This is a genomic window from Paraburkholderia sp. UCT70 (assembly GCF_050434085.1).
Lineage (GTDB): Bacteria > Pseudomonadota > Gammaproteobacteria > Burkholderiales > Burkholderiaceae > Paraburkholderia > Paraburkholderia tuberum.
In genome coordinates this window covers 2465913-2477910 of sequence record NZ_JBNPVZ010000004.1, presented here as the reverse complement: position 1 = coordinate 2477910, position 11998 = coordinate 2465913, and the positions used below count along the sequence as shown (strand labels likewise).

Here is an 11998-nt window from a genome sequence, read left to right as displayed (position 1 = left end):
GAGCTCGGGAAGGACGGCACGCCAGCGAATATATCTTAGTATTCCGTCATGCGAAATTCAACCACGCATGGGCTGGCCGCCAGGGCAATCGCATCAAGAGACCTGCATTCCTAGCACTCGAGCCCGATAGTGTTCATCGAATCCGGCCTTGAGCCGCTTGTTCTTTATGCCGACCTTGGTGGCTTTGTCAGCGCGCAGTAGATTCGACACGATGCGGCGCAAGATCGCGAAGTTTTGCGCCGCATTGTCCACCCGGGCACGACATTGATCCTCGCCAAAGGCAACATCGAGCACCCAATGCATGCTGTTTTCGATGGCCCAGTGAGCGCGCACCGCCTCGTTGATCCGTTTCGGGAGCAGGCAGGCTGTTCACGTAGTACCGCCGCTCCAGCGAAGCACGGCCGTCGATCTCGCGGGTGGCCTCAACCATCGCCACCGAGCGCAGGCCGGCCCATTTGCCGTCCTCATCCAGCCAGTCAATCATGTCGGTCGCAACGCACTGGCGCGTCTCGATTCTTCCGTGCACTTTCTTGCCTGTCTGACAGTGCTCAGCGAAGCGCACGCTGCGCAGGGACTGTGTGCGCTGTGCATCGAACAGCTGCACGATCGCTTCATGCAAGGCAGGCTGGTTGCCTTTGACCGCAAGCACATACTCTGCACCTCCAGCCACGATCTTCGCCGCGATCTCCCGCTGGCAACCCATCGCGTCGATCGTCACGATCGCACCCTTGAGCAGCAAGGCATCCAGCAATGCCGGGATCGCGGTTATTTCGTTGCTTTTATCTGCAGTCCTGACCTGGCCCAAGGTCGCCCCCAACGCGCCGCAATAGGCCGATACCAGATGGATCGCGCTACGACCCATGCCGTGCGAGCGCCGTACTGTCTTGCCGTCAATTGCCACCACCTGGCCCGCGACTGCAGGACAGATACCGCTTACCCATCGCACAAAGCACGCTTCGAACTGCCGCGCATCAAGCGCCGCGAATACGCGTCCGAACGTGTCATGCGAGGCAATCCCGTTGCGCAGAGGCAAGTACCGGCGCAGCCACTCCAGTTGTCCCTGCGCCCACAAAGCGATCCCCACCCAGGTGTCGGCACCCGACAGGATCGCCGCCAGGGCAACCACCAGCATTTCCGTCAGATCATGCTCCGGGGTGCGTACACGCGGGTCCTTCAGGTCCCCAAACGCGTCTTGCAAACTCAACGGCTCGTATTCGTCGTCCACACCACTCCCGGCTCTTGGCAAAACCAAGAGTTAACGCTTCTTCGCAGCAGTTTACAACCCCCATTCGTAACCCATTGTGGGTAAACAATTTTTCGTGCGATTGCTCACAGTCTGTGGATAACTTTGTGGAGAACCTGCCGTCCGATCCTCCCGAAGGGCCATTCCGTGCGCTTTGGATCGTAGTACTCGCTCGCTATCGAGATGCAAACGCCATATAAATCAAGGCTCTGCCTGGAATTCATTGACGTTGGCGGGCGTTCTGGCGGAATTCGTCAGGCGGTTCCCGCCATGTGGACACTTTTAACAATCTTGCGATTCCGGCTGGACGCCGCTCTTCGCCCGGTCTATCGTCTGTCCGGCCAGCGCTATTTATTCCTTGCATGAACCCCGAAAATCCTTTTGCTTCTGCGGCCACATCAGGTGGTGAGGTCGTCGTTCCCGTCTCCGCGCTCAATCGCGCGATCGGCACGATGCTCGAACGCTCGTTTCCGCTCGTTTGGGTCGCGGGTGAAGTGTCGAACTTCACGCGCGCCGCGAGCGGCCATTGGTACTTCTCGATCAAGGACGCGCAGGCGCAGATGCGCTGCGTGATGTTCCGCGGTCGAGCTCAGTACGCCGAATTCATGCCGCGCGAAGGCGATCGCATCGAAGTGCGCGCCCTCGTCACGATGTACGAGCCGCGTGGCGAACTGCAGCTTAATGTCGAAGCGGTGCGCCGCACCGGCCAGGGGCGTCTGTACGAAGCGTTTCTGCGGTTGAAGGCGCAACTCGAGGCCGAGGGGTTGTTTGCCGCCGAGCGCAAGCGCGCACTGCCGACGCATCCGTGCGCGATCGGTATCGTCACGTCGTTGCAGGCGGCCGCATTGCGCGATGTGCTGACGACGCTGTCGCGTCGCGCGCCGCATATTCCGGTGATCGTTTATCCGGCGCCGGTGCAGGGCGCGGGCGTCAGCGCGAAGCTCGCGGCGATGGTCGAGGCGGCTGGCGCGCGCCGCGAGGTCGACGTGCTGATCGTGTGTCGCGGCGGCGGCTCGATCGAAGATCTGTGGGCGTTCAACGAAGAAGTGCTCGCGCGCGCGATTGCGGAAAGCGTCATACCCGTGGTGAGCGGCGTCGGTCACGAGACCGATTTCACGATTGCCGATTTCGCCGCCGACGTACGTGCACCGACGCCGACCGGTGCCGCCGAACTCGTCAGTCCACAGCGCGTCATGCTGCTGCGCGAACTTGATCATCGGCACGCGACGCTCGCGCGCGCGTTCGGCCGCATGATGGAGCGGCGCGCGCAGCAGCTCGACTGGCTGGTGCGCCGGCTCGTGTCGCCCGCCGAGCGGCTCGCTCGGCAGCGCACGCATCTGCAGCAGTTGCGCGTTCGGCTCGCGTCGGCGGGCGCCCGGCCGGTGCGCGACGCTCGTGCGCGATTTTCGTTGCTGCAGATGCGCTGGCAACGCTGGCGTCCGGATCTCGCGGCCGAGCGCACGCGCGTCAACGTGATGGCGCAGCGTCTGAATGCGGCGCTATCGCGCCGGCATGAACGACAGGTCGCGCGCATCGACATGCTCAGCGCGCGACTCGAAGTGCTGAGTCCACAGCGCACGCTCGAGCGCGGTTATGCGGCCGTGCTCGATGCGCAAAGCGGTCGGGCGATTCGCACGCCGTCGTCGCTGAAACCTGGACGTCGTCTGACGATGCATCTCGCCGAAGGCTCGGCCGATGTCGCGCTCGCCGACGTGCAGGCGCGTCTGACCGACGGTTTCTGACGTTTCGCCGGTGGGCGCGTGACGCCTGTTTACTGTCTTCCGACGAACCGGGCACGCGCTATGCGCGCCCTTCTCATGGGCCTTGCGCACGGCGTGTTCGACCTGCCGGACATAAAGGCCGTTGGTTTGCGGGGTTATTCCAACTCGCCTACAATCGAGTGCTCGATAGCGTCATCCGCAGACTCCCCACAACAGATACAGAGAAGGAAAGCACCATGGAACATACGCTCCCGCCGCTGCCGTTTGCGAAAAACGCGCTCGCTCCGCACATGTCGGAAGAGACGCTCGAGTTTCACTATGGCAAGCATCACCAGACCTATGTGACCAACCTGAACAATCTGATCAAGGGCACGGAGTTCGAGAACCTGTCGCTGGAAGAGATCGTCAAGAAGTCGTCGGGCGGTATCTTCAACAATTCGGCTCAGGTGTGGAATCACACGTTCTTCTGGAACAGCCTGTCGCCGCAAGGTGGCGGCGCACCGACCGGCGCGCTGGCTGACGCCATCAACGCGAAGTGGGGTTCGTTCGACAAGTTCAAGGAAGAGTTTGCGAAGACCGCGGTCGGCACGTTCGGCTCGGGCTGGGCATGGCTCGTGAAGAAGGCTGATGGTTCGCTCGACCTCGTGTCGACGAGCAACGCCGCCACGCCGCTCACCACCGACGCGAAGGCTCTGCTGACGATCGACGTGTGGGAGCACGCTTACTACATCGACTATCGCAATGCGCGTCCGAAGTTCGTCGAGGCGTACTGGAACATCGTTAACTGGGACTTCGCAGCGAAAAACTTCGCTTGAGATTGCCGGTTGCAGCTCGCCGTCTGATGTCGTGATCCTTGCGGTCGCGATTGAAGATGGGAGCCAGAGACGAAAGCCCTCCATCGCGAGGGCTTTTTCTTTCTGGAGGCGATTGGAAGGGGAGGGATTGGTATTGCTTACCACCGAGGGATGCCCTTCTTACGCGCTTCTGAAAGAAGTTTGTCACAGTTGGTAACTGCGGTTTGGCGGAGCGCGGCGACAAGTGAAATGGCCCTGCGGCTAATCGTCGGGGCCAGAATTCGTGGACATCTGTCGGTGCCGATGAGCCCGGTCCCCGCCCGTCCACTTCGCCGAACTGGCGGGGGCGGGCGCGCTGGCGGCGGACGGTTCATGTACTGGAAGTTCTGCGCGGTCGCGGCGCTCGGGAAGGTCGTCGTGCCCGGTTGCTGGAGTACGACGTTCGGCGCGGCCGGCGTCATGGGGCAAACCCGGGCGCGCTGCAGGCGACGCAAGCCCCTGCGGCGGCGAGAATGAGCCGGTTCAAAGAGGCGTCCTTCGTGTGGTCGATTGGTTGGCGGAGATCGTTTGACGCGAGTGTTGGCCGCGCTTGTTGTCAATTGATTGCCAGCTCATCTACAAGCATTACTTGATATAACGTACGAATCGCCGCAGCGACTCGCGGCAAGATCGAGGCCAGCCAGCCGGGCAAAAACTTTCTGTAACTGAGCCGTAACCACGGAATTTCGCGATTAGCCTAACGTTTGAATTCCAATCCTCCGAAGTGCGCCACCATGATTTCCAGCAATAAAACGATCAGCCTGGCGATGCCCGCCGCCGTCATCGCGCTCGCGTTAGGCGGTTGCGCAGTGGCGCCACCGAGCGGCCCGAGCATAGCCGCGATGCCGCGCAGCGGCGAGCCGCTCAGCCAGTTCCAGCAGAACGACTACGCGTGCCGCGACTACGCGAATCAATCGACGAATCCGTCCGGCGCTGCGCAGGCGGCCACCACGAACAGCGTGAACAGCGCGGCGCTCGGCACGCTCGGCGGCGCGGCGATCGGCGCGCTATTCGGCGCCGCGGCAGGCAACGCCGGCGCGGGCGCGGCGATCGGCGCCGGCAGCGGTCTGCTGATCGGGGGCGCGACCGGCGCGAATGGCGCCCAGTATTCGGCGACCGGCATGCAGGCGCGCTACGACACCGCGTACGCCCAGTGCATGACCTCGAAGGGCGAGACGATTGTTCAGCCGCAGCCTTACTATTCGACGCAACCGGTGTACATCGCGCCCCGTCCTTATTACGCGCCGCCTCCGCCCGTCATGTACGCGCCTTATCCGGCTTACTGAGCGGTGATAGCTGAGGCCGGCCGGCTTGCCTGTCTTGCATTGTCGGCCGGTACTGCATTTCAAGTCCGAAGGACGGTTGGGCGGTAGCTTTTAGTGACGATCGTCGAATCCGTGCCGCTACTTATTCCGCGCTGTCGGTCGATGCCGCTTTGCGCGGGCGACGGCTCCGGGACGCCGTTTTACGGGCTGCCTTCCTGGCCGCCTCAGATGCTTCTTCCGAGTTGATTGCTGGAGGAGGGGGCTCGGCCGGCGCTGCGATCTCCGGTACTTCCTCGATCGTGCGTGGCGTGCTTTTCTTCACTTTCTTCGCGGCCGTTTTGCGCGAGGCGCGCTTTTTGGCGCTTTGACGCAGCGCGGGTTGGTCGCTGTCGGTGGAATGGTCGGTTCCTTGGCGGCCGAAAGCGACTTGTTCAGCGGCTGTATCCGCTTTCGCTGTTACAGCGCGAGCTTTGGACTCTTCAGTTATCGGTTCAGTGACGAACTCATGTGGGAGCGACGCGTGTTCACGCGGTTCCTGCCGCTCGACCTCTTCGGCGGGTTCCGCGTGTTCGGTGAGAGCCGGAGCGGTAGCCGCATGCTCTTCATCAGCCGTTTCGTGGTGACCGCGCTTGCCGTGCGCGGCCTCCTGCTGACCCCGCCCCAACTTGCGGATGTTGCGCTCCTTGCGCCGCGACTTGTGCTTGCCGCCCGACTCGGACGCGGCCGCTTGCGCAGCTTGCGCCGCCTGCGCTTCATACGAATGTTCGGCCGATACCGCTTCAGCCGACCCCGTTTCGGCAGACTCCGCCGCGGTTTCGCCGATGGTTTCACTTGCCGCTTCACTCGCGACGTTCACGGCCGTGCTTCGATAGACATACGCGCCTGACTTTTCATCGCGGCCGAATTCGAGCAGCCCGCGCGCCTGCGCTTCTTCAAGCAGATTGCCGAAAGCACGAAACCCGTAATACGTCTCGTTGAAATCCGGTTTGCGCCGTTTGATCGCGTTCTTGAGCACGGACGCCCAGATCTTGCCGCTGTCGCCACGTTCGGAAGCGAGCGCGTCGAAGGTCTGCACCGCAATTTCAACGGCCTTGCTGCGGCGCTTCTCCAGATCCTCCTTGGGCGGGGCTTTCTCTTCGTCAGGCGCACGTTTGGCTGCCTGCTGCGCGCTCTGCTGCTGGCGCGACGATTCACGCCTCACGACTGTGCGCTGACTTTCGCGTACGAGATCGTCGTAAAAAAAGAACTCGTCGCAATTCGCAATCAGCAAGTCCGAGGTGGACTGTTGCACACCGACGCCGATCACCTGTTTGGCGTTCTCGCGCAGCTTCGACACGAGCGGCGAGAAATCCGAATCACCGCTGATGATGACGAACGTATTGACGTGCGATTTCGTATAACAGAGATCGAGCGCATCGACGACGAGCCGGATGTCGGCGGAATTCTTGCCCGATTGGCGCACGTGCGGAATTTCGATCAACTCGAAATTGGCCTCGTGCATCGCGCCTTTGAAGCTCTTGTAACGATCCCAATCGCAATACGCTTTCTTGACGACGATGCTGCCCTTCAGCAGCAGGCGCTCGAGCACCAGCTTGATGTCGAATTTGTCGTACTTCGCGTCGCGCACGCCAAGCGCGACATTCTCGAAGTCGCAGAACAGCGCCATGCTGACGTTTTCGTTGGATGACGCCATGTGTATCTCCATTGAAGCGGTCGTCGAAGTCGACGAATCGCGACATGATAGCGATTCCAGCGAAGGTGAGCAGCTTTTGTGGTGCGCTCGCACCGATCGGTAGGTGGGAATTTGCAGCAAGCGGTCCGACCGGTGGTCCAGCGGGCGGCTCGATGTCAGTTCCGTTACAGGGTGTCGCGACGGCCTGCGTTGTTCCATGTCGCGCGAGCTTCCAGCACGTCATCGATCAATCCGTATTCCCTCGCTTCGAGCGCCGACATGAAGTTGTCGCGGTCGGTATCGCGCGCGATTTCTTCGATGCTGCGTCCGGTGCGCTCGGCCATCATCGCATTGAGACGCGCTCGTACATACAGCACCTCCTTGGCCTGGATTTCGATGTCCGCCGCGGTGCCCTGACCGCCGCCCGACGGCTGGTGAATCATGATGCGCGCATTGGGTAGCGCATATCGTTTGCCGCATTGACCCGCGGTGAGCAGAAAGGTGCCCATGCTCGCGGCAAAACCCGTGCACAAGGTCGAGACCTCCGGCTTGATGAACTGCATGGTGTCGTAAATCGCGAGGCCGTCATACACGGAGCCGCCGGGCGAGTTGATGTAAAAAGAAATATCCTTGTCGGGGTTCTCCGATTCGAGAAACAGCAATTGCGCGACGATCAGACTGGCTGACTGCTCGTTCACGGGCCCGACAAGAAAGACGATGCGCTCGCGCAGCAGGCGGGAGTAGATGTCATAGGCACGTTCGCCCCGGCCGGATTGTTCGATCACCGTGGGCACAAGGCCGAGGCCGGAGACAGACGGGTAACTGGAAGGCATGGATTCCTCGTTCAGGATGGATGGCGCGGGCATTCCGGGATGCGCAGGCCGCCGCGGATCAGAAGCCGCGTGACATGCGCCGGTTGTTGCTCATTTGACGAAGCAGCCGCTGGCGTTGTGACAGAGAATTTTTTTTGCGCCGCGCTGTCACATCACCGGTTGCCCATGCGTCAAGCTCAGGAATACCGAGCATGACGCGCGCCTGAGCCATGCCACCGGTATGCAGCCGCTTTTTCACCACGCACTATCGGGAGGTCTACGCATGACGGAACAGGGAATCGACAAGGCATCCAGTTTCGAGGCCGCGCGCGCCCGTCTGCTGGCACTCGCATATCGGATGCTCGGCAGTCGCGCGGAGGCCGAAGACGTGGTGCAGGATGTCTGGCTCAAATGGCACCTGGCCGATACGCAGGCGGTGCAAACGCCCGTCGCGTGGCTCACCACGCTCACCACGCGCACGGCGATCGACCGTCTGCGGCATGCACAGCGCGAGCGTGCGTCACAGGCTAGCGGCTGGTTGCCGGAGCCGTGGCTCGACGAGGTCGCACCATCGGCGGAGGAGTTGGCGTTGCGAGCGGCAGATATGTCGTACGGCGTGATGCTGCTTCTCGAACATCTGAAGCCAGACGAACGAGCGGCGCTCGTCCTGCATGAAGCGTTCGAGTGTGGCTATGCGGAAATCGCCTCGATTCTCGAGCGCACACCGGCCGCTTGCCGGCAAATGGTTCATCGCGCCAAGGAGCGTCTGAGACGTGCGGGGGCGCCGTTGGAGCGACCCGATCCGGCGGTGCATGGGCGAATCGTCGAGCGTTTGCGCGCGGCGCTCGAAGCGCAAGATCGGGCGGGCCTGCTACAGCTTTTCAGCGATGCGCCGCAACTGATCAGCGACGTCCCTTTGTACGCTCCGCCCCCTCCGTTCCCCACAGCCAACCCGGCCCTTGGAGCACAAGGGCCAACACCTGAAACCGAAGCGCAATGCGACCGCGAACCGGGTTCAGCTCCGAAGTGGATGGCTGTAGTCACATCGCTCGCACAACGGGCGAGCCATGCCGAGGTGGTGTCGATGGCGGGTGCGGTGTGCATCGCACTGTTCTGCGACGGCGACATCGTCGGGCTAATCGACGTGGTGACGGATGGCAAAACGGACCTTTCGGCGAAAATCGTCTCGCTGCGCATCCTGACCAGCGCCGCGCATCTGCAGGCGGCCAACCAGATGCTGGGCCGTGATGCGGTCACGGAACTGCTTGCCCGCATCAAGGACCATCCGGGGGCGTCAGTTACGGTGAGCCGCGACTTCCCAGTTGATGTCGACGCATAGCACCTGCGTACCATGCGATGTGTGCGCAGCAATCGAGGCGGTCACGCACAGATGCGCTTCGTTGATCGACAGATACGGCGGCGTCAGATGAACCCGCCCCGGTTGACGCATCGCCTGAATGAAGTACGGGCGGCGCTCCCAACTCGCGCCTTCGGAATGCAGCAGCGGGCTGAAGCGCTTTGCGCGTTGCGATGTGCGGCCCGGCGGCAGCACGTTGTCGCCGATCTGCCGCCCCGAACCGTCCAAAACAAAGCAGCGCGCCGTTTCTCCGAGCGCGAGCAGAGGTGCGGTCGCCTGCGTGATCGATTCCCCGGCAACCAACTGCACGGCGGCTGCCTCGAGCGCCGTGACATACGGCGCGAGCCGCGCGGATTGCGCTTTCTCTCGAGCGGCAACGCGTTCGCGCAGCGAAGCGGAGAGCGAATCCATCAGGCCAGCGGCAACTTGCGGCTTGACGGGTTCGACGCTCGGACCCGCGAAAAATGCGCCCTGGACGAAGTCGACATTGCATTCGAGCGCGATCAGCGCATCACGTTCGGTGCTCAGACCGCCCATCAGCACCAGTTGCCCAGACTCGTGCAACAGAGAGACGAGGCCCGGCAACACGCGCTCGATATGCGAGTGTTCACTCGCTTGCGCGAGGATGCAGCGGTCGAGCGTGACGATGTCCGGCCGCAGATTCCACACCCGGTCGATGTTCGAATGCTTGGCGCCAAAGCCGTCGAGCGCGATCAGGAAACCGGACTTGCGCAGCGAATCGACGATTTCGGCGAAGCGCGTGGTTTCGCCGCCAGCCTGTTCGGATACTTCGAGCACCACGCGCTGCGGCGGCAGGCCCAGCGCCTTCAGGCTGGCAAGCAGCGCGTCGCCGTAGCTGGTGTCCATCAGTGCGGCCGGATGCAGGCTGAGGAAGAGCCATTCGTCGTGGCTGTCGAATGCGTTGAAGTTGCCGAGGTGCAGCGATTCGGCCAGCCGTCCGAGTTCCAGCAGATCGCCGCGTCGCGCAGCCTGCGTAAAGACTTCGTGCGAGGGCACTTGCCGCTCATGCTCGTCGTGCACGCGCAACGACGCGTGATACCCGATCGCGCGCCGGTGCGATACCGAAAAGACCGGCTGAAACACGCTGAAAACGGTGTAGCCGCCATAGACAACGGTACGCCGGGAGCCTTCGTCGCCGGCCATCGGGCGTGGTGGCTGGAAGCCGGGAGGATCGAGTTCGATCATGCTCATCGTGTCAGTCGTGTGGAAATGGCGGCGCTTACAGGGCCAGGCAGGAGTTCGCGCGCGCAGACCAAGAGTTTACAGGACGAGCAAGAACTATGCGCGTGTTCGAACAAAGCTCGAGCGTCCACCAGCAATGCTCCGAGGAAATCATTGCGCGCCCGCCGCGGTACGAAGGCGATAACGCGCACTTCGCTGGTGCGGGACGCGCCCTGTTGCGGGTCGGCGACGCTGTGCAAGCGTGCTGCGTGCGGCGCGCGCGGAGCGATGCCCGGAAATCCGTTCGCGACTGCACGAGGATGCGTCGTCCTGGCTCGTGCGGCTTTCAAGTTCGCTCCGAAGGATCGGTCTTTTTCGCGGGCGTGCGAATCTCCGGCGACAACTGCGCAAAGATCCATGACGAGCATGCGGTGATGATGCCGACACACAGGAACGTCGCATGAAACGCGGGCAGCGAACTGGCGCCGGTCACGCGTTGCATGATGCCGGTAAAGGTTGTCAGCAACGCACCGGCCACCGTCACGCCGAGACTCATCGAGAGCATCTGCACGAGCGAAAACAGGCTATTGCCGCTGCTGGCGCCGCCGGTGCCGAGGTCCTTCAACGTCAACGTGTTCATCGCGGTGAACTGCATCGAGTTCACGCCGCCGAACATCGCCAGTTGCACGAGCCGCAGCCACAGCGGCTGATGCGTGCTCGTGAGCGCGAAACTCGCCATCATCAGACCGACCAGAATCGTGTTCGCCATCAGCACGCGCCGGTAGCTGTACTTCAGAATCAGCTTCGTCACGAGGCGCTTCGTCGCCATGCCCGCGGCCGCCACGGGCAGCATCATCAGCCCGGCTTCGAATGCGCTATAGCCGAGGCTCACCTGCAACAGCAGAGGAATCAGGTAGGGCATCGAGCCGCTGCCGATCCGCGCGAACAGATTACCGAGCAGCCCAACGCTAAACGTGTGGATCTTGAACAGATCGAGCGGGAAGATCGGCGCGGGCTCGCGCACCGCGTGCAGCCCATACGCAACGAAGCACGCCATGCTCAGAATCAGCAGCACCAGCACCGTCGCATGTTGAATGCCGAACTCGGTGCGGCCATCGAGCGCGAACGAAATCGCCACCATGCCCACCACCAGCAACAGGTAGCCGCCAAGGTCGAATTTGCCCGTGTGTTCGTTGCGGCTATCTGGCATGAAGATAAACGTAGCGATGCAGCCCACGATGCCCACCGGCACGTTGATCAGAAAGATCCAGTGCCACGACGCGATCTTGACGAGCCAGCCGCCGAGCGTCGGTCCGATCAACGGTCCGATCAGCCCCGGAATCGCCACGAACGACAACGCCGGCAGATAGCGCTCAGCCGGAAAGGTTCGCAGCACCGCGAGCCGCCCAACCGGCAGAAGCATCGCGCCGCCCACGCCTTGCAGAACGCGAAAGAGCACCAGTTGGTTCAGCGTATGCGCGTTCGCGCACAGCAACGAGCCCACCGCGAACACGAGGATCGCACTGAAGAACACGCGCCGCGTGCCGAGTCTGTCGGCGAGCCAGCCGGACACGGGGATCATCACTGCCATCGTCAGCGAGTAGGCGATTACCACCGATTGCATGCGCAGCGGCAGTTCGCCGAGGCTTGTCGCCATCGCGGGCAGCGCGGTGTTGACGATCGTCGAATCGAGCGTCTGCATGAAGAAGCCGGTGGCGACCAGCCACAGCATCACGGTCAGCGAGCGGGGCGAAGGACCCGAGGGGATATCGGGAGCGAGGGCGGGCGGAGGCGGCGTCGTGGACATATGAGGCGGCTGGGCGCGCTCGGTCGGGCTGGGACTCGCTATTCTAGGGAAAAGCGGGTCCCGGCGCAGCGGGCGGCGCAGCGTTGCGCGGGTGTCGGCGCTGCGT

The 11998-nt window shown here is 62.5% G+C and carries 9 protein-coding genes and 1 pseudogene; 4 read left to right on the top strand and 6 right to left on the bottom strand.

Annotated features, from left to right (window positions below; translation table 11 throughout):
- Window positions 1–93: 93 nt before the first annotated feature.
- A pseudogene (locus OKW41_RS37070) lies at window positions 94–1225 on the bottom strand (ISAs1 family transposase).
- Window positions 1226–1605: 380 nt separating this feature from the next.
- Here OKW41_RS37070 and xseA point away from each other — a divergent pair.
- From xseA to OKW41_RS37055, 3 genes are all read left to right on the top strand, one after another.
- Window positions 1606–2985: an exodeoxyribonuclease VII large subunit gene (xseA, locus tag OKW41_RS37065; RefSeq protein WP_429575626.1), complete on the top strand. Its 1380-nt coding sequence runs from the start codon at window positions 1606–1608 to the stop codon at window positions 2983–2985.
- Window positions 2986–3200: 215 nt separating this feature from the next.
- On the top strand, window positions 3201–3779 hold the full coding sequence (gene sodB / locus OKW41_RS37060) for a superoxide dismutase [Fe] (RefSeq protein WP_013090345.1): 579 nt from the start codon (window positions 3201–3203) through the stop codon (window positions 3777–3779).
- 752 nt (window positions 3780–4531) lie between these two features.
- On the top strand, window positions 4532–5083 hold the full coding sequence (locus OKW41_RS37055; protein WP_429451443.1) for a glycine zipper family protein: 552 nt from the start codon (window positions 4532–4534) through the stop codon (window positions 5081–5083).
- Between the two features lie 121 nt (window positions 5084–5204).
- Here the strand turns inward: OKW41_RS37055 and OKW41_RS37050 are convergent, their stop codons facing one another.
- The 3 genes from OKW41_RS37050 to OKW41_RS37040 all read right to left on the bottom strand — a co-directional run bounded on the left by OKW41_RS37050 (window position 5205) and on the right by OKW41_RS37040 (window position 7805).
- On the bottom strand, window positions 5205–6755 hold the full coding sequence (locus OKW41_RS37050; RefSeq protein WP_429575625.1) for an NYN domain-containing protein: 1551 nt from the start codon (window positions 6753–6755) through the stop codon (window positions 5205–5207).
- A 164-nt stretch (window positions 6756–6919) separates the two neighbouring features.
- A complete protein-coding gene (clpP, locus tag OKW41_RS37045; protein ID WP_184058215.1) occupies window positions 6920–7567 on the bottom strand; it encodes an ATP-dependent Clp endopeptidase proteolytic subunit ClpP in 648 nt (215 codons plus the stop codon).
- 58 nt (window positions 7568–7625) lie between these two features.
- On the bottom strand, window positions 7626–7805 hold the full coding sequence (locus OKW41_RS37040) for a hypothetical protein (protein ID WP_429451439.1): 180 nt from the start codon (window positions 7803–7805) through the stop codon (window positions 7626–7628).
- A gap of 24 nt (window positions 7806–7829) precedes the next feature.
- Between OKW41_RS37040 and OKW41_RS37035 the strand changes: the two genes are divergently transcribed.
- Window positions 7830–8885, top strand: a complete 1056-nt coding sequence (locus OKW41_RS37035; RefSeq protein ID WP_429575624.1) for a sigma-70 family RNA polymerase sigma factor — start codon at window positions 7830–7832, stop codon at window positions 8883–8885.
- Here OKW41_RS37035 and OKW41_RS37030 read toward each other — a convergent pair.
- Window positions 8841–10115, bottom strand: a complete 1275-nt coding sequence (locus OKW41_RS37030) for an EAL domain-containing protein (RefSeq protein WP_429451435.1) — start codon at window positions 10113–10115, stop codon at window positions 8841–8843. The genes OKW41_RS37035 and OKW41_RS37030 overlap by 45 nt on opposite strands.
- 316 nt (window positions 10116–10431) lie before the next feature.
- The gene (gene mdtD / locus OKW41_RS37025) at window positions 10432–11892 is read right to left on the bottom strand and encodes a multidrug transporter subunit MdtD (RefSeq protein WP_429451433.1); all 1461 of its coding nucleotides are present in this window, start codon (window positions 11890–11892) and stop codon (window positions 10432–10434) included.
- Between the last annotated feature and the right edge of the window lie 106 nt (window positions 11893–11998).

What these genes read in the sequence shown, in the direction of transcription:
- OKW41_RS37050 (WP_429575625.1), bottom strand. Translation starts at nt 6,755, where the DNA reads ATGGCGTCATCCAACGAAAACGTCAGCATGGCGCTGTTCTGCGACTTC.
- clpP (WP_184058215.1), bottom strand. Translation starts at nt 7,567, where the DNA reads ATGCCTTCCAGTTACCCGTCTGTCTCCGGCCTCGGCCTTGTGCCCACG.
- sodB (WP_013090345.1), top strand. Translation starts at nt 3,201, where the DNA reads ATGGAACATACGCTCCCGCCGCTGCCGTTTGCGAAAAACGCGCTCGCT.
- mdtD (WP_429451433.1), bottom strand. Translation starts at nt 11,892, where the DNA reads ATGTCCACGACGCCGCCTCCGCCCGCCCTCGCTCCCGATATCCCCTCG.
- OKW41_RS37030 (WP_429451435.1), bottom strand. Translation starts at nt 10,115, where the DNA reads ATGAGCATGATCGAACTCGATCCTCCCGGCTTCCAGCCACCACGCCCG.
- xseA (WP_429575626.1), top strand. Translation starts at nt 1,606, where the DNA reads ATGAACCCCGAAAATCCTTTTGCTTCTGCGGCCACATCAGGTGGTGAG.
- OKW41_RS37055 (WP_429451443.1), top strand. Translation starts at nt 4,532, where the DNA reads ATGATTTCCAGCAATAAAACGATCAGCCTGGCGATGCCCGCCGCCGTC.
- OKW41_RS37035 (WP_429575624.1), top strand. Translation starts at nt 7,830, where the DNA reads ATGACGGAACAGGGAATCGACAAGGCATCCAGTTTCGAGGCCGCGCGC.